The sequence below is a fragment of the Fructilactobacillus sp. Tb1 genome, assembly GCF_050500285.1.
Classification (GTDB): Bacteria; Bacillota; Bacilli; order Lactobacillales; family Lactobacillaceae; genus Fructilactobacillus.
Map to the genome: position 1 here is coordinate 1,160,351 of NZ_CP191377.1, position 21,102 is coordinate 1,181,452.

The 21,102-nt window shown below is 36.5% G+C and carries 16 protein-coding genes and 1 tRNA gene; 14 read left to right on the top strand and 3 right to left on the bottom strand.

What is annotated here, in order from left to right; translation table 11 throughout:
* The first annotated feature begins 8 nt into the window (after positions 1 to 8).
* From nadE to ACQW5G_RS06005, 4 genes are all read left to right on the top strand, one after another.
* On the top strand, positions 9 to 848 hold the full coding sequence (gene nadE / locus ACQW5G_RS05990; protein WP_429971895.1) for an ammonia-dependent NAD(+) synthetase: 840 nt from the start codon (positions 9 to 11) through the stop codon (positions 846 to 848).
* Positions 849 to 899: 51 nt separating this feature from the next.
* A complete protein-coding gene (locus ACQW5G_RS05995; RefSeq protein WP_429970554.1) occupies positions 900 to 3,068 on the top strand; it encodes a Tex family protein in 2,169 nt (722 codons plus the stop codon).
* Positions 3,069 to 3,076: 8 nt separating this feature from the next.
* Positions 3,077 to 3,514 carry a SprT family protein gene (locus ACQW5G_RS06000; protein WP_429970556.1) on the top strand — a complete coding sequence of 146 codons (438 nt, stop codon included), beginning with the start codon at positions 3,077 to 3,079 and terminating at the stop codon, positions 3,512 to 3,514.
* A gap of 59 nt (positions 3,515 to 3,573) precedes the next feature.
* Positions 3,574 to 3,659, top strand: a tRNA-Leu gene (locus tag ACQW5G_RS06005).
* A gap of 99 nt (positions 3,660 to 3,758) precedes the next feature.
* Here ACQW5G_RS06005 and ACQW5G_RS06010 read toward each other — a convergent pair.
* Positions 3,759 to 4,940, bottom strand: coding sequence for an LCP family protein (locus tag ACQW5G_RS06010; protein WP_429970557.1), 1,182 nt, complete (start codon positions 4,938 to 4,940; stop codon positions 3,759 to 3,761).
* A gap of 183 nt (positions 4,941 to 5,123) precedes the next feature.
* Here ACQW5G_RS06010 and ACQW5G_RS06015 point away from each other — a divergent pair, with 183 nt between their 5' ends.
* The 3 genes from ACQW5G_RS06015 (at position 5,124) to ACQW5G_RS06025 (ending at position 11,916) form a co-directional block, all read left to right on the top strand.
* Positions 5,124 to 5,795, top strand: a complete 672-nt coding sequence (locus ACQW5G_RS06015; RefSeq protein WP_429970559.1) for a 2,3-bisphosphoglycerate-dependent phosphoglycerate mutase — start codon at positions 5,124 to 5,126, stop codon at positions 5,793 to 5,795.
* Positions 5,796 to 5,889: 94 nt separating this feature from the next.
* Positions 5,890 to 6,957, top strand: a complete 1,068-nt coding sequence (locus ACQW5G_RS06020; RefSeq protein WP_429970561.1) for a WxL protein host-binding domain-containing protein — start codon at positions 5,890 to 5,892, stop codon at positions 6,955 to 6,957.
* A 192-nt stretch (positions 6,958 to 7,149) separates the two neighbouring features.
* Positions 7,150 to 11,916 (top strand): mucin-binding protein, encoded by a 4,767-nt coding sequence (locus tag ACQW5G_RS06025; RefSeq protein ID WP_429970563.1) that lies wholly within the window; start codon positions 7,150 to 7,152, stop codon positions 11,914 to 11,916.
* A 122-nt stretch (positions 11,917 to 12,038) separates the two neighbouring features.
* On the opposite strand, the gene ACQW5G_RS06030 is transcribed toward ACQW5G_RS06025, so the two are convergent.
* On the bottom strand, positions 12,039 to 13,373 hold the full coding sequence (locus tag ACQW5G_RS06030; RefSeq protein WP_429970564.1) for a C1 family peptidase: 1,335 nt from the start codon (positions 13,371 to 13,373) through the stop codon (positions 12,039 to 12,041).
* A gap of 54 nt (positions 13,374 to 13,427) precedes the next feature.
* Positions 13,428 to 14,114: a ribose-5-phosphate isomerase RpiA gene (gene rpiA, locus ACQW5G_RS06035; protein ID WP_429970566.1), complete on the bottom strand. Its 687-nt coding sequence runs from the start codon at positions 14,112 to 14,114 to the stop codon at positions 13,428 to 13,430.
* 147 nt (positions 14,115 to 14,261) lie between these two features.
* On the opposite strand from rpiA, the gene ACQW5G_RS06040 reads away from it, so the two are divergent.
* The 7 genes from ACQW5G_RS06040 to ACQW5G_RS06070 all read left to right on the top strand — a co-directional run bounded on the left by ACQW5G_RS06040 (position 14,262) and on the right by ACQW5G_RS06070 (position 21,064).
* Complete coding sequence (locus ACQW5G_RS06040; protein WP_429970568.1) at positions 14,262 to 14,798, top strand: dUTP diphosphatase; 537 nt, start codon at positions 14,262 to 14,264, stop codon at positions 14,796 to 14,798.
* Between the two features lie 13 nt (positions 14,799 to 14,811).
* Positions 14,812 to 16,194 (top strand): DNA repair protein RadA, encoded by a 1,383-nt coding sequence (gene radA, locus ACQW5G_RS06045; protein WP_429970570.1) that lies wholly within the window; start codon positions 14,812 to 14,814, stop codon positions 16,192 to 16,194.
* A 73-nt stretch (positions 16,195 to 16,267) separates the two neighbouring features.
* Positions 16,268 to 17,758, top strand: coding sequence for a glutamate--tRNA ligase (gltX, locus tag ACQW5G_RS06050; protein WP_429970571.1), 1,491 nt, complete (start codon positions 16,268 to 16,270; stop codon positions 17,756 to 17,758).
* Between the two features lie 177 nt (positions 17,759 to 17,935).
* The gene (cysS, locus tag ACQW5G_RS06055; RefSeq protein WP_429970573.1) at positions 17,936 to 19,351 is read left to right on the top strand and encodes a cysteine--tRNA ligase; all 1,416 of its coding nucleotides are present in this window, start codon (positions 17,936 to 17,938) and stop codon (positions 19,349 to 19,351) included.
* A 3-nt stretch (positions 19,352 to 19,354) separates the two neighbouring features.
* Positions 19,355 to 19,780, top strand: coding sequence for a Mini-ribonuclease 3 (locus tag ACQW5G_RS06060; RefSeq protein ID WP_429970574.1), 426 nt, complete (start codon positions 19,355 to 19,357; stop codon positions 19,778 to 19,780).
* Complete coding sequence (gene rlmB / locus ACQW5G_RS06065) at positions 19,770 to 20,525, top strand: 23S rRNA (guanosine(2251)-2'-O)-methyltransferase RlmB (RefSeq protein WP_429970575.1); 756 nt, start codon at positions 19,770 to 19,772, stop codon at positions 20,523 to 20,525. Before ACQW5G_RS06060 ends, rlmB begins: the two co-directional genes overlap by 11 nt.
* The gene (locus ACQW5G_RS06070) at positions 20,525 to 21,064 is read left to right on the top strand and encodes an NYN domain-containing protein (RefSeq protein ID WP_429970576.1); all 540 of its coding nucleotides are present in this window, start codon (positions 20,525 to 20,527) and stop codon (positions 21,062 to 21,064) included. Before rlmB ends, ACQW5G_RS06070 begins: the two co-directional genes overlap by 1 nt.
* Positions 21,065 to 21,102 lie beyond the last annotated feature (38 nt).

The following is a 21,102-nucleotide window of genomic DNA, read 5'->3' on the forward strand; positions in this document are numbered from 1 at the left end:
TATTAATGATGAACGCAGAACAAAAACAAGTGCAAAAAGAAATTATTGCTGCTTTAAAAGTGCAACCACAAATTGATCCAGAAACTGAAATCCGTCGCAGTGTGGATTTTATCAAAGCTTACTTCACTAAAAATGATTTCCTAGAAACAGCCGTATTAGGAATTTCTGGAGGTCAAGATTCTACTTTGACTGGTAAATTAGGTGAAATGGCCATGGCAGAACTTCGCAAAGAAACTGGCAATGATAAATACCAATTTATCGCTGTGCGTTTACCCTATGGAGAACAAGCTGATGAATCAGACGCTATGGAAGCAATTGAATTTATCGGTGCTGACAAAGTTGAACGGGTCAACATTAAAGATGCTACTGATGCAATGTTTGCGGCAGTTGAAGATAATGGTGATAAAATTTCTGATTTTAACAAAGGAAATATCAAAGCGCGTGAACGGATGATTGCTCAATTTGCAATTGCCGGTGCTCACAAAGGAATTGTCCTTGGAACTGATCACGCTGCTGAAGCTGTGACTGGTTTTTACACTAAATTTGGTGACGGAGCTGCTGATATTACTCCCCTTTGGCGATTAGACAAACGCCAAGGAAAAGAAATGTTGGAAGTATTACATGCTCCTAAGCATCTATACGAAAAAACGCCCACAGCAGACCTTGAAGATGACCGTCCTGCTTTACCTGATGAAGTTGCCTTAGGTGTTAGCTATACTGATATCGACAATTTCTTGGAAGGCAAAGAAGTTAGTGAAAAAGCCGCTGCTACTATTGAAAACTGGTACAAGAAAACTGAACATAAACGTCATTTACCAATTACGGTTTACGACTCATTTTGGAAATAGCACAACAAAAACTTCGTTATTTTAACGGAGTTTTTATATTGGAGGAATTAGATGGAACCAGAAATTATTAAACAAGTTGCTAAAGATATTGATGGGGTTAAACAACATCAAATTGAAACAACGTTAGCATTACTGGATGAGGGGAATACCGTTCCATTTATTTCTCGTTATCGAAAAGAACGTACGGGCAATCTTGATGAAGTTCAAATTCGTAATATTCAAGATACTTATCAACGTTTATTAAAACTCAGTAATCGTAAAGCAGATGTGATTAAAAAAATTACTGAACAAGGTAAAATCAATGATAAATTAACGAAACAAATTAACGCTGCAACCGATATCCAAGTTGTGGAGGATTTGTATTTACCATACAAGCAAAAACGGAAAACGAAAGCTATGATTGCGGATGAACAGGGATTAACTCCATTAGCCAATGAAATGATGAAGTTTCCGAATGCTAAACCAGTTCAGTTAGCCCAAAGTTACGTTAATCCAGCGAAAGACTTAAACAACACTGATGAGGTATTAGCTGGAGCAGCCGATATTATCAGTCAATCAGTTGCTGATGTAGCGTTATTCCGAGAATGGATTCGTAATTATACCGAAAAGAATGGTGCAATTGTCACCAAACTAAAAGCATCCGGGAAAGAACTTGACGAAAACCAAGTTTATGCAAATTATTATGATTTTAGTGAAGCGATTAAAACGATTCCGTCTTTCCGTATGCTCGCGATTAATCGGGGAAAAGAACAAAAGATTCTCCAAGTTAAAATTGATGTTAATGAAGATGTCATTCTGAAATATTTAGATTTTACATTAGTTGGCAAACATTCCGGTCCAATCGCTGATTTTGTTAAAGATGCCATCAAAGAAGCTTACCGCAAATCCATTCGTCCAGCGATTGCGCGTGAAGTCCAAGCTAAACTAACCGAGACCGCTGAAACGCATGCAATTGAAGTTTTTGGCAAGAATTTATACCACTTATTGATGCAAGCACCAATCAAGGGAAAAGTCGTATTGGGACTTGATCCTGCTTATCGAACTGGTTGTAAACTAGCAATTATGGATAAGAATGGTAAATTTCTGCACAAACAAATTATTTTTGCGACCAAACCAGCGAGTGCCGCTAAAATTTCCCAAGCTAAGCAACAATTCATCGATTTGATTAATGAATATCATGTGGAAATGATTGCGATTGGAAACGGAACAGCTTCACGTGAATCAGAACTATTTGTGGCGGATGCGATTAAATCAATCGATTATCCTGTACACTATGTGATTGTAAATGAATCTGGAGCATCCGTTTATTCTGCTAGTGCTAACGCGCGCAAAGAATTTCCTGATTTACATGTTGAAGAACGTTCCGCCATTAGTATTGGACGGCGTTTACAAGACCCATTAGCTGAATTAATTAAGATTGATCCTAAAGCTGTCGGAGTGGGACAATATCAACATGATGTATCTGAAACTCATTTAGATAAACAACTTGATCGAGTTGTCGAAACAGCGGTTAACCAAGTCGGGGTAAACTTAAATACAGCTAGTCCAGAGTTATTGGAACATATTTCTGGATTATCTTCAGCAATTTCGCAAAATATTGTTAATTACCGGGAAGAAAACGGTAGTTTCACTAATCGAAATCAACTAAAAAAAGTTAAACGATTGGGACCGAAAGCTTACGAACAATCTGTTGGTTTTTTACGTATTATAGGGGGTAACAATCCTTTAGATAATACTGATATTCATCCGGAAAGTTATGCGACTGCCAAAGCCATTTTACAAGAGCTAAAATTATCAGTGAATGATTTAGGAACTGATGAAGCGCAACAACGCCTTAACAACGTTAAAATTAGTGATTTAGCTAGTCAATTACAGATTGACGAACAACTTGCTACTGATTTAGTCAACGGGCTTAAAACGCCTGGACGAGATTTACGTGACAAAATGCCAGCTCCATTGTTGAAATCAGATGTGATGAAGATTGATGATTTACAACCGGGAATGAAATTACAAGGAACAGTGCGAAATGTGATTGATTTTGGATCCTTTGTTGATGTTGGTGTTAAGCAAGATGGATTGGTTCACATTTCTCACATGAGCAACAAATTCATTAAAGATCCCGCTACCATTGTGTCAGTTGGTGACATTGTCGATGTTTGGGTATTGTCAGTTGACGTGGACCGGAAACGAATTCAGTTATCTATGATCGAACCTGAATAGGAGTAGGTATGACTGATCAAGAACTACAAGCCTTGGTGGAAGAAATTTCATTGACGTATTTTAAACGTCCATTTCTCCATCGAGCATATTTTAATAAGCGTCTCAAAACAACAGGTGGAAGATATCATTTAAAAGATCATAATATTGATATTAATCCGAAAATGGCTGATAATCGGGAAACTTTGATTGGAATCATCAAACATGAGTTAGTTCATTATCATTTGCATATGAATGGCCATTCTGGAAAACACAATACTGTTGAATTTAAACGGTTATTACAACAAGTCGGCGGAAGCCGTTATGCACCACGTGTTGAACGAAACTATAAGTACGAGTATCAATGTTCTAAATGTGGTCAGAAATATTACAGACAACGGCGAATTGATACCCGTCGTTATGTCTGTAGCAAGTGTCATGGTAAATTAAAATTATTAACTGCCAAATAATTTATAATTTTGTATTGCCTTACTTGCCGTTTGTTGGTATACTAAATACTGTTAAATATGCGGCCATGGCGGAATTGGCAGACGCGCAAGATTAAGGATCTTGTCGGGAGTTTTCCCGGTGGAAGTTCGAATCTTCTTGGCCGCACTAAAATAACAGCTAAAAAAGCAGTTCTCGTATGAGAGCTGCTTTTTTTGTGCATTTTTTCAAAGTAAAAGGCCATCCAAATTCGGATGGCCTTTTAGCTTAATATTTAACTAATTCTTTGTTTTTATTAACACTATCTTTATTATTAAACATCGTGTCATGTTTGTTAGCTTCCTTATTGGAATTAATGTAACGTTGATCTTTAGTAAGCGATGGGGAAGTCTTTAGTCCAAGTGATTGGCGAAGCTCATTGGAAATGTTGAGTAGTTCACCATCAGGAGCAACTTGATAACTAACGCCGTCAACTGTGGCATTATCACATTGAAGAGTATCTTCTTGAATATTCTTAGTGGCGCCACGATATGAAGCTCCCGCTGTCATCATGTCTTCAAAAGTTAAGTTAGTAAGGATATTTCCCTGTAACGACTTAAGAATGGCACTGTATTTAGAAACAGAAGAAACTTTCAACCCTTTTTTCAAAATGGTTTCTAAGACTTGGCGTTGGCGAATTTGACGACCATAATCACCAAGCGGATCTTGATAACGCATCCGAGTATATTGAAGGGCAGTTTGACCATTCATATGCTCTGTTTTACCTTTTTTAACACTAATGCCTTCATATTTAAAAGTTAAATTAGGGGTAATATCAATTCCACCAACGGAATTAACCATTTTTTTAATTCCTCCCATGTTAACCACGGCATAAAAATCAATTGGAATATTTAATAGTTTACCTGTTACTTCAGTAGCACTATCAGGTCCACCAATGGTATAAGCCGCATTTATTTTTTCGTAAGGATTGCGGTCGCCAGGAACGACAACTTTGGTATCACGTGGAATACTAATGAATTTAGTGGTATTGGTTTTAGGATTAACGGTCGCAATAATTAATGAATCAGTTCTTCCACGATCGGTACGTCCTAAAGCTCCAGTATCAGTTCCCATTAAAAGAATCGAAAATGGTTTGCGCTCTTTTAAAATTTTGGAAACATTCCGGTTACTATGGCTGGCCATGTATGTATTACCGAATGTATCTTTGGCTTTATTGTATTGAGTGTAACCAAAAATCAATCCAATTGTCATTACGATTAATAAAACTATCATGACTGTCCATGCAATTGGATGATACTCAGTTTCAGTATTTTTAAGTTCAAGTGACTCTTGATGTGGAACTCGTTTGGGACTTCTTTTTACCGGTCTTTGATATCTAGGGTCATTTACAAAATGATTTTTTCCAGAACGTCGGTTAGGGTTAAAATTGTTATTTTCGTTTTCTGACATAATAGTTCCTTCTATAATATGTATTAATATTGCTTTTAATTATATCCCAATGCAAGTAACTTGTCTGATTAACTTTGTTAAAATTTTAATTAAATTCAGTTGCAACGTTAGTAGATTGATTAAATTAACCAGCGTGATATGCTACAATTATAGTTAATAAATTGAGTCAGTGAGGTCGATTACATGAGCAAATTAGTTCTCATGCGACACGGTGAAAGTGTTGCTAATTATAATCATACTTTTACTGGCTGGAGTGATGTTTCTTTGACCGAAGAGGGAAAAAACGAAGCCCACGAAGCCGGTCGAAAATTAAAGAAAACCAATATTAAGTTTGATGATGCCCATACTTCTTATTTAAAGCGGGCCATTACGTCTGAAAATATTGTATTAGACGAATTAAATCAATTATGGATTCCCCAACATAAAACTTGGCGTTTGAATGAGCGACATTATGGAGCACTCCGAGGGCGTAACAAAAAAGTAGTTCGAGCTGAAGTTGGAGATGAACAATTTATGCGGTGGCGTCGGAGTTTTCAGTCAGTTCCACCAAAATTAAAAACAGTTCCTGATCTACGTCGTTATCATGACGCTGGCGTAGAAGAACCACGGGCTGAAAGTTTAAAAATGGCATATGAACGTCTGGTTCCATATTGGGTTGATGAGATTGCACCTAAATTAATGGATGGAAAAAATCAACTAGTTGTGGCTCATGGAAGCTCATTACGGGCGCTAATCAAATATATTGAAAATATTGATGACATGGGAATTGATGGTGTTGAGGTTGGTAATGCGCAACCAATTATCTATACTTTAGACGAAAATCTACGTATTTTAGATAAGCAAATTATGAATTAATTAAGTTCCTTTTAAAAAGTATGTAAGAATTGTAAAATATTACTATGCTGTAAAAAAGATAAACACATTTAGTAATGATTGAATGGAGAAAAATATGCCTAATGGATTAAAAAAAGTAATGATTACATTATTACTTTTAGTTAGTTTTACCGGAGCGTTGATTGGCTTACAAACTACTGGAAACGCTGATCAAGTTAAATCAAATGCTTCATTAAAAGTTGAACCACAAACTCAGAATTTAAAATTTCAAAATAAAGCTAGTAACTTTTTTAATTTTAATCTAGGTGGGAATGATCAACTTAACCAAGATATTGTAGTTAAAGTTACTAATACCAGTGATAAAAAGGCTAAATTTACTACTAAAATCAATCAAGCAACCACTTCTCATAAAGGTGAAATCACTTATGATGGAAGGGGAAAGTTAGTTAAAAATATTTTTGACTTTAAACAATTAGTAACTTCTAAAGATAACGAAAATAAAGTAACCTTAAATCCAGGTGAAAGTCGTGATTTACATTTTAACGTGCAAACGCCAACTGGGGCTACTTTTAGCAACTTTAATGGAACCATTCTGGGTGGAATTTACATTTTAGAACAACCAGAAGCGAAGGCAACGAAGCACCATAAAGTTAAACGGACTGCTTATCCAGTTGCCATTATGATTAATAAAGGAAAATCATCGCCTAATCTTGCGATGAAACACGTTAAAACTGATACTCGTTACAATCAAAATATGGTTGATGCGATGGTTACTAATAACCATCCTGATTTAATTGGTAAATTAGATTATAAAGCAACGGTTGTAAAAAAAGGAACCAATTCTGTTGTAGCGCAAGCTAGTCAATCAAATGGACAAATTGGACCTAATAACCAGTTTAAACTTGAGGTACCTTGGTTAACTAAACGAATTACTCCTGGTGCTTATACTATGCGAGTTAAGATCAAGAGTACCGATCCACAACTTGGATCAAAGGGTGGAACTTGGTTCTTAGAAAAAGACTTTACCGTTTCTGTACTAGATGCCTTAATTGTGAATGCTAAAGTTACCCATTCAATTCCATGGATGCTAATCCTTGGGTTAGTAGTGATTCTTGGATTACTTGGTGGCTTAATTTACTGGTTATTGCAAATCCGTAAACGCCGTGAAGGTTTAGAAAAATAATTTAATGAAGAGCTAATACATTTATAGTGTGTATTAACTCTTTTTATTATGTAATAATATTGTCATTTTAAGCACATATTAATTTAATAATAATTATCATTAGTGTATTATTTAAAACAATAATACAGTTATAAATCCATATAGTTTTGGATTTGTACACTGATTAAATACATATAAGGATGGGTGATAATTATGGATGATCTAAAAAAGGCTAATAAACAACATAATAAAGTAGCCTGGGAAACCGGTGAAAATAAACAACATCTTAAGTTAATCAAGGGAAAACATGGTTGGTTAACGATTATGATGGGTATGACATTTGCTTCCATGACAATTATGGGAAGTGGGATGGTGGCATCCGCTGACACTACTACTCCAGCAGTTACAGCTCCAACGCAAACCACTGATACTACTTCTACATCAGCAACTGGAACAGAAGCAAAAAGTAGCGATGCACCTGCAGCAAATCCAACACCTGCTGCACCATTAAAAAATGATTATGTTAATACTACAACTAGTTCTAAATCAGATAACGCTAATAATGCAGCTAATGTATTTAAACAAAATGCACAAGTGTTGGCAACTACGGATAATACCAGTAGTTCAAATGCAACTCCAGAAGTGCAAACGCAAACTCTTTATAATTACACAGGTCAAGATGCAAGTTCAACAGACCATGATGATCAAGTAGTTAATGGAATTAAATATAATACTTCTATTACAGTAAATGGTCAAAATAGTTTATCTGGTGTTAAAGCAGGTGTAAGCCAGACAGAGGGTAGTTCAATTATTGATGCTGATAAAGATACATCAGGGAATGTAACTGCTCATTATAGTTTTAGTAATGTTTCTGGTAAAGATACTAGTATCAATGCTTTAATCCAACTTCCTAAATACAATGCAGCTATAGATAATGGTAATACAGCAACAACAAATATTAGTGCAACTAATAGTGATGACATCATTAATCAAATTAAAAATATGGGATTTACAGTTGTTCCTATGTATATTCATGATGATAATAAACCTGAAGATTTAAGACAAATTCACTTTACTGGGACACTAAAAGCAAATCAAGATGTTGATGTTAATTTTGATCTTCATACTGATAAACCAGATATCTATGCACCATTTGTTTCGGATAATATTGCTGTTTATGTAGGTTATACAGCTTATACATCTAGTACATATTATAGATTTGCTAAAATAATATCTAATCCATTTGATAATCATAGTAAGTATTTAGCAACTTACAAAGATGGAGATACCAATCAATATGAAGTTGCTCCTGATGATGTTCAAGCTCTGATGCCTGCGATGAATTCAGACAAAGAACTTAGAGTTAGTAACTTTGGAGAATCATGGGATGATGCAAGTACGAATGCCCCACTATTTACTGGTGGTTCATTTATTGTAAAACTTGCAAGCATTAAACAAGATATTGCTAATAAAGGTTTCTCTGTAAATCCAGATCCATCTGGAAAGGGATTAATGGATTATTATGTTTATGCTTCTGTTGCGCCTGATGCCAAAGGTAAATCAACACTTATCTATCCAAGTGGTAAACCATATGATGATAAAGATGGTGCTATTTACTTAAGTATTCGTCAAGTAGTTAAGACGGCACAAAATCAATACACTCTTCAAATTGGACAAAAATTTGATAATCGTGGTGTTGAAATTTATGATCACAGTGGAAAAGTAATTTTTGATGGAGTTAACGGATTAGCCAAGGGTGTAAATCCCGATGACGTTAAGATTACCACTAATGGTTATAATCAAAACGTTGGTGGATCATACACCATTACTTATGAATATGTGCCAGATAGTACTAGTGATTACGCTGTTTCAAGAACTGTCACCATTTATAACGTGCAACCAGATCTTACTGCACAAAATGCAACTATTACAGTTGGTGATAAGATTCCAACAACTGCAGCAGATTATAAGGTGCATGCAACTACTAGAGATGGTAAAGATGCAACAGTTCAAGTTAATGTTGATGATTATTACCAAGAAAATGGAATTGCAACCAAAGCTGGTAAGTACCCAGTAATAATCTATTCTCCTGATAACAATTTGACGATTACAGTTTATCTAAATGTTCTTGCTAAAGACGGAGCAACAGTAGCCCAAACTAAGCAAGTTACTAGAACCATCAATTACATTGATGATCAAGGAAAAACAGTTGCACCAGCAGTAACGCAAAGTGTTACTTTCTCTGAAACAGGCTCTACGGATAAAGATGGTAATACGACCTGGAATAACAACTGGAAAGCAGTTGATGGAAATGCTGACTTTAGTGAAGTTGATTCACCAAAAGTAACAGGTATGCATTTAGAAGATGCAAAGCAAGCAACTATTCCAGCTGAAACTGTGAATGCTAATACTACTGATGAAACTGTCCCAGTTAAGTATGCAAAAGATACAGACGCAGCAATTTCACAAGATAAAACAGTAACTAGAACTATTAATTATGTTGATGATCAAAACAAAACGGTTGCACCAGCAGTAACGCAAAGTGTTACTTATACTGAAACAGGTTACACGGATGAAAATACTCATGCTATTACCTGGAATAACGATTGGAAGGTAAAAGCTGGAGATCCTAATTTTGGTTCAGTGAAATCACCAGCAGTTGCAAATCTTCATTTAGAAGATACAACCCAAACAACTATTCCAGCTGAAACTGTGAATGCTAATACTGCTGATGAAATAGTACCGGTTAAATATGCAGATAACCACTCAACAGTGACTGATTCAAAAGAAGTAACTAGAACAATTACGTATGTTGATACCTTGGGTAATTCAGTTTATCCAGAAACTAAGCAAACCATTACGTTTACTAGAACTGGTGATAAAGATGACTATACTAATCAAACTAAATGGGGCGATTGGGTAGCTATCAATGATGATTTTGCAGCAGTAAAATCACCAGAAATTACCGGATGGCACTTGCAAGATAGTAGTCAAGCAACAATTACCGCTGAAAATAACGTTGCAAGTGATACGCAACCACAAAATGTGCAAGTTATTTATGAACAATCAGAAGCTCAACTGGCAACACAACAAAGTGTTAGTTTGAAGACTGGTAATGATTGGAATCCAACTGATTCAATTACAAAGTTAGTTGATGCGGATGGTAAAACTACCGATGCTGCCCAAGCAATTGCTGATGGAACTCTTGAAACTGGATTATTCCATTTGAGAACTAACAATTTTGCAATGTTTTCATTTGCTAGAGTTAATACCAATGGAAGTACCTCAACTGTAACGCTTAATGATGTTCATAATGTTGCGGGTAAATATGTCTGTGTTTACGTTTATGAAGGTCAATATGCAGAAACTCAAATCTTCGTTGATGCTGTAAATACTCCAGCAATCGCTGTAACAGTTGTTTACCAAGATAACGGACAACAAGTTGGTGGTACTAAGGTTATGACTGTGCAACCAGGAACTAAGTACAATGTTGCTGATGAAGTTCCCGCTGGATATCACATGTTACATCCAGAAGATGCAGTAGTTACCTTTGAAAAATCAGATGTTTATGTTGTTGAAATTGCTAAAGATCAACCAGTAACACCAACAAATCCAAGTAACAATGGTAATAGTGATAATGGATCAAACCCAACTCAACCAGTAAATCCAAGCAACAACGGAAATAGTGGTAACAATTCAAATCCAACCAAACCAACAAATCCAAGTAACAATGGTAATAACGGGAATGGTTCAACATCAATTAATCCAGCTCAACCAGTAAATCCAGATACTGGCAATGGTTCAGATGATAATAAGCCAACTGCACCAACGACGCCAAGTAACAATGGCAACGGAAGTGCAGATAACAATCAAACATCTACACCAAGCAACAATGGCAATGGAAGTGCAGATAACAATAAACCATCTACACCAACAGAACCAAGCAACAATGGCAACGGAAGTGCAGATAACAATAAACCATCTACACCAACGACGCCAAGTAACAATGGCAATGGAAGTGCAGATAACAATAAACCATCTACACCAACGACACCAAGTAACAATGGTAATGGAAGTGCAGATAACAACAAGCCATCTACACCAACAACACCAAGTAGCAATGGCAACGGAAGTGCAGATAACAATCAAACATCTACACCAACAACACCAAGTAGCAATGGCAACGGAAGTGCAGATAACAATAAACCATCTACACCAACGGCACCAAGCAACAATGGTAATGGAAGTGCAGATAACAACAAGCCATCTACACCAACAACACCAAGTAGCAATGGCAACGGAAGTGCAGATAACAATCAAACATCTACACCAACAACACCAAGTAGCAATGGTAATGGAAGTGGAGATAACAACAAGTCATCTGCATCAACAGAACCAAGCAACAATGGTAATGGAAGTGCAGATAACAATAAGCCATCTACACCAACGACACCAAGCAACAATGGCAACGGAAGTGCAGATAGCAACAAGCCATCTACACCAACAGAACCAAGTAATAATGGAAGTACAGATAGTAACAAGCCATCTGCATCAACACCAAGCAACAATGGTAATGGAAGTGTAGATAACAACAAACCATCTACATCAACACAGCCAAGTAACAACGGCAACAATAGTTCAGATAACAATAAACCAACTGTTTCAACTACACCAAAATCAAGCAATGGTGATCAAGATAGCATTGCAAATAATGCAAGTAATAATGCAAAAGTACGTAAATCAGCAACTAATGCTGGACAAGCAGGAAATGATAACATTACTGCAACTCCAAAATTAACCGCAGATCAAGCTGAAAATACTAGTAAAAATGTTACAAAACAAGCAACCAGTGGAAATCAAGCTAATGCATTACCAGATACTGGTGCATCTAACAATAACTTGCTTGAAGTTGTTGGAATGTCATTATTGTCTGCAATTTCACTCTTTGGATTGGGTAAACTTAATTCTAAGAGAAAATAATTAATCTTAATCATTAATTTACATAAAACGACTGGACCATGGTTCGGTCGTTTTTTGTTACGATAAAATAAAAATCCGCAATCAGTTTTAATAACTAATTGCGGATTTTTTCGTATTTATGTTTATGCTAGGGTACCCATTGGATCCCATGGAGCTAATTCTTTTGGTTCTTCAGTTTGTTGTTCACGTTCTTCAGGAGTTAAGTATTTCTTGTTAATAACTACTTGGTAAACAAATTCGCTGAACCAATCGTCACTCATAACGAAGTAACCATCTTCACCAACTTTTTCACCCCAACTATTTTCAACTTTCCATTTAGTTGGTTTTCCATTCACAATATCAACACCAGTGATAACCATGGCGTGGTTCATTGCACTTTCACCATAATCAAGCCGTTCAGCCTTAGTTAATGACATATCAGTGTGCATTAAATCGTCAACATGGTATAAGTCAGTATCTAAGATACCGGCTTTACGATCACTATCCATGGAAACATCACTACCAAACCAAACTGTTTCACCAGCTTTAAGTTGGGCAATCGTTAATTCCTTTAATCTTTCAATTGGAAGATTAAAGTGTTTAACATCACGACCACCAACCACGTTACCAAGCATTTCAACGGTGTAAGTCTTGTTAAATGGCTTGTCAGCAGTAGGTGAATTAATGATTGAAACGTATTCTTCTAAGTCTAAGTTAATGTATTTATTGAAGAAATCTTTTGGAGTTAAATCTTCGTCAATGTGGTATTTTTTATCAGCATCACGATATTCGAATGTGAATTTTTCCACTGGTTTACCAAAAGCGAAAACTAACATGCGGTAGATATCATTCATCATATCATCACGTTTAGCGTTTACGATTTCTGCACTTTGACCGTCATTAACTAATTTACGTAAGATAATTGCATCATGACGTAATTGAGTGTTTAAAGCGTGGTTAATTTCGGCTGATGCTGAACTATTGAAAGTTTCAGGCATAGCTGATTTAGGCACGATTCCGTATTTTTCAATTAAGGCACAAAGCATGTCCCATTGGCCACCATCTTGTTGTGGTGTAGTTAATAAGAAGTTAACTTTCCGTGAATCTAAAGGTTGGTCAGCAGTATTAATAATGTTGTTTAAGAAGTAGTTTGATTTTTCAAACTTGTCCCAGAAGAAAGTGAATGTTTGTGATAATTCAAAATCTTTTGGCACATTGAAGTTGTTTTCAACTTGGGTCCGCATGGTATTTAAAGCAGCGAATACCCAACATCTTCCACTTTGTTTTTGGTTAGCTACGTGTTGACTTGAAACGTCGACCGAGAAAATTGGGTCCATAGCAGCGTTTGCTTCATAGTCAGCAGCTGATTTTAAGACACCGTTATGTGTAACTGCACGACGAACGACATTAGCGTCTGAAATTTCGTTAAGGTTATTGGCATAACGTTTGATGTTATTTGGTTCAATAGATTTATCCATAATAAAAAGCCTCCCAAAATAATTGATTGGCTCTATTATAGCTTAATTTAGTGTTTAGCGGGCATTAATGATTTCTGGACCATCTGGATGTTGCACAATAATGGTATTGGCAATGTCCAAAAAGAAACCATGTTCTACAATTCCAGTAATTGAATCAAGAGTTGCAGCTAAGGCTTTAGGATCATCGATATGGTCTAAATAAAGATCGATGATGTAATTTTGGGAATCAGTTTTGATTGGTTCACCATTTTCACCTAAGCGAAGACGAGGATTAAGTCCCATTTTGTTAAGTCTTTTTTCTAGTTGTTTACTTCCGTAGGGGATAACTTCTAGTGGTACTGGATAGTTTAGTGTTTTAACCATTTTAGTTTCATCAACAATCCACATGTTTTTGCGTGAATTAACGGCTACAATTTTTTCCATGAGATGTGATGCACCACCACCTTTAATACCTTGGTAGTTTTCATCAATTTGGTCAGCACCATCGATAGTTAAATCAATATGGTCGACTTCATCAACATTTTTCATTGTAATACCTAATTTTTCGGCATGTGCTCTGGTATATTTAGAGGTAGGTACTCCAACAATGTTTAATCCAGCTTGAACTTTTTTACCAAGTTCTTCAACTAGGTACCACATTGTTGATCCACTACCAATTCCAACAATCATGCCATCTTTAATGAAGTTAACCGCTTCACGACCAACTTCGGCTTTTTGTTTTTTTACGGTTTCGCTATCCATGAATATCCCCTTAATCGAATGTTCGGTTTTGTTTCTTTCCAAAGGCTATTTTCCATGGATTTTAGCGTTTTGTCAAGTCATGTAAATTGGCTGTAAATACTGTTAGAATGGTAGTATCCAATTATTTAAAGGTTAGGAGTTTTACAGATGAAAAGAGGATTCAAAATAGTAACAAAAGATCAAGATTTGGGGTTAGAATTACCAAAGCGGGCAACTAAAAATGCAGCTGGTTATGATTTTGCCAGTTCAGTCGATATGACTTTGCCTTCAATTTGGAAATTAGGATTTTTAAAAGCCTTAAAGGTGATTTTAACAGAAAAGAATTTATCAGAAACTGATGCAGAAGAGGCACGGAAAATTTTAAAACCATATTTGATTCCGACTGGGATCAAAGCCTACATGCAAGATAATGAAGTTTTAATTATTGCTAACCGTTCAAGTAATCCGCTTAAGCGTGGCATGATTGTGCCAAACGGAATCGGTGTGATTGATGCTGATTACTATGATAATGATAATAATGAAGGTGAAATTTTCGTTCAAATGACTAATTTTGGGGTGAAAGACCGCCAAATAAAAAAAGGTGAACGAATTGGACAAGGAATTTTCATGCCATTCTTATTGGCTGATGATGACGAAGGTCCAAAAGCAACTAGAACAGGTGGATTTGGTTCATCTGGGAAATAAGGAGATGAATTAAATGGCAAAAGCAACAACGCGCTTTGTTTGTTCCAATTGTGGATACGTTTCCCCAACATATTTAGGACGTTGTCCAAACTGTGGGGAATGGAACACTTTTGAAGAAGAAACAGTTGCGAAAAATGATACCAAGACTGCCAATGTAACGCGAGTTTCGTTTGAGGGACAAAAATCCAAACCAACTCTAATTGACGATGTTAACGCTCACGAAGCACCCCGGTATCAAATTGAATCAAATGAACTTAACCGCGTATTAGGTGGAGGAGTCGTTCCGGGTTCACTAGTTTTAATTGGTGGAGATCCCGGAATTGGAAAATCAACTTTGCTATTACAAGTTTCTGGTCAATTAAGTAAATATGGAAAACGCGTGCTTTATGTGACTGGGGAAGAAAGTGCGGATCAAGTAAAGATGCGTGCGGATCGTCTTGGTGTCACTAATCTGGATAATTTATATGTCTTTCCAGAAACTGATATGACTGCCATTCGGGAAGCCATTGCCAACGTTAAACCAGATGTTGTAATCATCGATTCTGTGCAAACAATGCAAGAAGGTGACGTAGCATCCGCCATTGGTTCCGTTTCTCAAGTTCGTGGAGTCACTGCAGATTTGATGAACATTGCCAAAACCAACAACATTACCATTTTTGTGGTGGGCCATGTCACTAAAGGTGGTGCGATTGCAGGACCTAAGACTTTGGAACATATGGTAGATACAGTTTTGTATTTTGAAGGGGATAAACATCATGCTTATCGTCTACTTCGGGCTGTAAAAAACCGTTTTGGTTCAACTAACGAACTGGGAATCTTTGAGATGGTTGATAGTGGGTTAAAGGAAGTTGAAAATCCTTCTGAAATTTTCCTAGAAGAACGATTGCACAATGCTACTGGTTCAGCCATTGTGGTTGCGATGGAAGGAACTCGACCAATTTTAGTTGAAATCCAGGCTTTGATTACACCGTCTGTCTTTGGTAATGCCCAACGAACTGCCACTGGGGTAGATCGAAATCGGGTCTCATTGATTATGGCTGTCTTGGAAAAGCGGGCCGGTTTAATGTTGCAAAATCAAGATGCATACTTAAAAGCAGCTGGCGGAGTTAAATTAGTCGAACCCGCAATTGATTTAGCAATGGCCATTAGTATTGCCTCCAGTTATGAAGATATTAGTACTGATCCCAAAGAATGTTACATCGGTGAACTTGGTTTGACTGGAGAAATTCGTCGGGTAGATCGCATTGAACAACGAATCCGAGAAGCCGCTAAATTAGGTTTTTCTCGGGTAATTGTACCTAAGCATAACCTCGATGGTTTAAAAATTGATTCTGATATTGATGTAGTTGGAGTAACTACAATTCGAGAAGCTTTAAAACTTGCTTTGAAGAAATAATGGTCACAGCTTTATTTTTCTTCAATATAATTGTAGAATTAAGTATAAATAGATATAGAAAAGAGAGATTTCATTGGCAAACGATAAAATCCGTGTACGTTATGCCCCAAGTCCTACCGGACACTTGCATATCGGAAACGCTAGAACAGCAATTTTTAACTACCTTTTTGCCCGTCATTACAAGGGTACATTCATCATCCGTATCGAAGATACAGATACTAAACGTAACGTGGCTGATGGTGAAAAGAGTCAATTAGACAACCTTAAATGGTTAGGTCTTAACTGGGATGAAGGTCCTGATGTTGGCGGAGACTTTGGGCCTTACCGTCAATCAGAACGTCGTGCTACTTATGATCCATTAATTCAAAAATTATTGGATGAAGATAAAGCATACTATTCATACAAGACTGAAGAAGAACTCGAAGCCGAACGTGAAGAACAAAAAGCCCGTGGTGTGATGCCTCACTACGAATATGAATTTGCTGGTATGACTGAAGACGAACGCAAAGCAGCAATCGCTGATGCTGAAGCTAAAGGTTTGAAACCAGTTGTTCGTTTCCGTGTACCAAAGGACCATACTTACGAATGGGACGATCTTGTTAAAGGTCACGTTTCATTTAATTCAGACAGTATTGGTGGAGATTTCGTTATCGTTAAACGTGACGGAATGCCTACTTATAACTTTGCCGTTGTTGCGGATGATCACAACATGAAGATTAGTCACGTATTCCGTGGTGATGATCACGTTGCTAACACTCCAAAACAATTAATGATTTATGAAGCCTTTGGTTGGCAAGCACCTAAGTTTGGGCACATGAGCTTAATTATCAGTGCTGATACTGGTAAGAAATTGAGTAAACGTGATGAAACTGTGCTTCAATTTATCGAACAATACCATGAATTAGGTTACCTTCCAGATGCATTGTTTAATTTCATTGTCTTATTAGGTTGGTCACCAGTTGGTGAAGATGAAATCTTTAACCAACGTCAATTCATCAAGATGTACGATGAATCACGTCTAAGTAAGTCACCTGCTACTTTTGATAGCAAGAAACTTGAATGGATTAACAACCAATACGTTAAGAATACTGATGAAGATACCATTGTTGATTTGGCATTACGTCAATTAATCAAGGGTGGTAAATTACCAGAAAATCCAGATGCTCTTACAATTGAATGGGCTCGTAAACTTATTGATGTTTACCGTCCACAAATGAGTTATATGGCACAAATTAACGAAATGGCTAACGTCTTCTTTGAAGAACCTGAACTAGTTGAAGGTGAAGCACTTGAAGAAATTAGTAATGAAACTGCCCCAGTTGTACTTAAAGCATTTGCTGACAAGATTAAAGACTTACCAATCTTTGATAAAGTTGAAATCTTGAAGACGATTAAAGCAGTTCAAAAAGAAACTAAGATTAAAGGTCGTAAGTTATGGATGCCAATCCGTATCGCGGTTACCCACGAAATGGAAGGTCCTGAACTACCAGAATCAATCGAATTGATTGGTAGAGAAAAAACTTTGAAGCATTTACAACAAACTCTTGATCAAATTAACAAATAATAATGAGAAATAGACAAATCACAATGTGATTTGTCTATTTTTATTTTGCCAAATTAAACAAATTGGGTGAATATTAAAATATTTTTAAATAAATTGGTTTTAACTGCTTATCCCGTTGTTTGGGGGAAAAATTATCCCCAATATGATATCATTAAGTGAAAAACGTAGGAGGTAGTCATGGGATTAAAAGTTTATAATTCATTAAATAATGAAATGGAAAATTTCGAACCAATTCATGCAGGGAAAGTGAATATGTATGTCTGTGGACCTACCGTTTATAACTACATTCATATTGGTAACGCGCGTAGTATTGTAGCTTTTGACACTATTAGGAGATATTTTGAATATCTTGGTTATGAAGTTAATTACGTTTCTAATTTTACGGATGTTGATGATAAAATGATTAAAGCAGCTAAAGAAGATGGAATTACCGTTCCTGAAGTAGCTGATAAATTTATTAAAGCTTATTTTGAAGATACCAAGGCCTTAAACGTGGAACCAGCCACATTAAATCCACGGGCTACGGAAAATATTCCCGATATTATTAAATTTATTCAAGGATTAATTGATAATGGATACGCTTATAGCGTGGATGGGGATGTTTATTACCGGGCTCGTAAGTTTAAAACTTACGGTGAATTAGGGCATGAAGATATCGATACGTTGGAAAGTGGTGCTAGTCAACACGTTTCTGCTGATGAATTAGCCAAAAAAGAAGATCCAATTGATTTTGCGTTATGGAAGAATGCTAAACCAGATGAAATTTCATGGGAATCTCCATGGGGTAAAGGCCGTCCGGGCTGGCATATTGAATGTTCTGTGATGTCTACCAAGTATCTTGGGGATACATTTGATATTCATGGTGGTGGAATTGATCTTGAATTTCCTCATCATGAAAATGAACGGGCTCAGAGTGAAGCTGAAACTGGGAAGAAATTTGTTAATTACTGGCTTCATAATGGGTTTGTGACAGTCGGTGATGATGACGAAAAGATGAGTAAGTCATTAGGTAACTTTGTGACGGTTCATGATTTAATTAAAAAGATTGATCCACAAGTGTTGCGTTTTATGATGTCAACCACTCAATATCGTCGTCCAATTCGTTTTAGCCAAGCTGGTTTAGATGAAGCAGCTGCTAATTTGAAAAAGTTGCAAACGGCTTACACTAATTTGGAATATCGGTTAAACGATGCTGAAGTTGATGGTGATCCAAAGGTTGACCAAGAAATTCGTCAATTACAAGCTGATTTCCAAGATGCCATGGATGATGATTTTAACGTGCAAAATGGGATTGCTAAAGTCTATGAAATGGCTAAACTTGGGAACGTTTATGCGGAACGTCCTGTGGTTTTCAAAGAAACGATTGAATTAATCATGAATCGTTTAAAACAACTAGCATCCATCTTTGGAATCGAGCTTACTGCAGTAGCTTTCAACGATGAAGAAGTCGAAAAATTAATTGCGGAACGGAATCAAGCTCGTGCTGATCGTAATTTTCAACGTAGTGATGAAATCCGTGATGAATTAAAAGAACAAGGAATCGTCCTTGAGGATACTCCCCAAGGAACTCGTTTTAGAAGGGAAAACAATTAGTTAATGAGTGAACCTGATAAAAATATTGAATTTAGACAATTAAACGGAATTGCCTTGGCTTACTTAGGTGATGGTGTGTACGAAGTTTTCGTTCGCCGTCATTTAATTGATCAAGGAATTGTCCGTCCAAACCAATTGCAACATCGTGCAACTAAATATGTTTCTGCTAAGGCTCAAGCAGGTTTAATTGCTTTAATGGAAGAAGATAACTTATTGACCGATGAAGAAGAATACTTCTTCAAACGTGGACGTAACTCTAAGAGTTATACCCACGCTAAGAATACCAGTGTGGTTACATACCGTATTTCAACTGGATTTGAAGCCTTATTTGGATTCTTATCCCTAAGTGGTCAAGAAGATAGATTAGCTGAACTTGCTCAATGGTGTATTGATCAAGTTGAAGCAGGGAGAGTCGTTTATGAAAAATAATGAAGATTTTATTATCGGTCGCCATCCGGCCGTTGCTGCTTTAAGAAATGAAGAACAAGACATCAACAAAGTATTCCTCCAAAGTGGAATTAGTAAAGATGATGAAACGGTTCGGACCATTCTTAAATTAGCTAAAGGCCGTCATTTGGTGATTTCAAATGTACCAAAGTCAAAATTAGATTTAATGTCAGATCATCAAAATCATCAAGGAGTAATGTTAGCCATTGCTGCTTTCAAATATGCTACAATTGATGATTTGTTTGATAATGCTGCTAAACATGATGAACCACCATTCTTCGTAATTCTCGATAATATTGCTGATCCACATAACTTAGGATCAATTTTAAGAACTGCGGATGCTTCTGGTGTTCACGGTGTAATCATTCCCAAGCATCGTTCAGTTGGACTAACTTCAACAGTTGCTAAAACATCTGCTGGAGCAATTGAACGGGTTCCCGTTGCCAAAGTAACTAACTTGGTTAACACCGTTAATGATTTGAAAGATCGTGGAGTATGGGTCTTTGGAACTGATATGAAAGGAACAGATTACCGTCGTTGGGATGCTAAAGGCGCATCAGCTTTAATTATTGGTAGTGAAGGAAAGGGAATTTCCCCACTATTGAAGAAACAAGTTGACGAAATGCTTACCATTCCGATGATTGGAGACATTCAAAGTTTGAATGCTTCTGTTGCCGCTGGATTATTAATGTACCAAGGATTTAATTCTCGTCATCCACTAAAATAATGGCTAAATATAATAAAAGTGAATTATTAATTGTTGATGCTTACAATGTGATTGGAAATTGGGAACATTTAAATCGCTTGAAACTCGACAATAAATTGCCAGAAGCTAGAGATGAGTTAATTAAGGAATTATCAGAATATCAAAAATACAGCGGTAAAGAAATTATTGTGGTTTTTGATGCCATGTATGTTCCTGGATTAGCAAAATCTAAAAAAGTTAAAAACATTCAAGTAGTCTGGACCAACAAAAATGAAACTGCTGATACGTATATCGAATCCTTAGCAACCCGGGAACAATCATTGTTTACCCAAGTTGAAGTAGCTACTAGTGATCATGCGGAACAGTGGACGATTTTTTCGGCTGGAGCTTTACGGATTCCAGACCAAGAATTACTAACCTCAGTGCGTCGGACTAAAAAAGAAATTCGCAATGAAGCTAAAAATTACAATAGTAATTTAACCGGAAATCGCATTACTTTTGATGAGGGACAATTAGATAAATTAACAGCTTTACGAGATAAATTATCAAAGAATGAATAAAGTTCATTCTTTTTTTATTTGAATTTTATTGCATTATC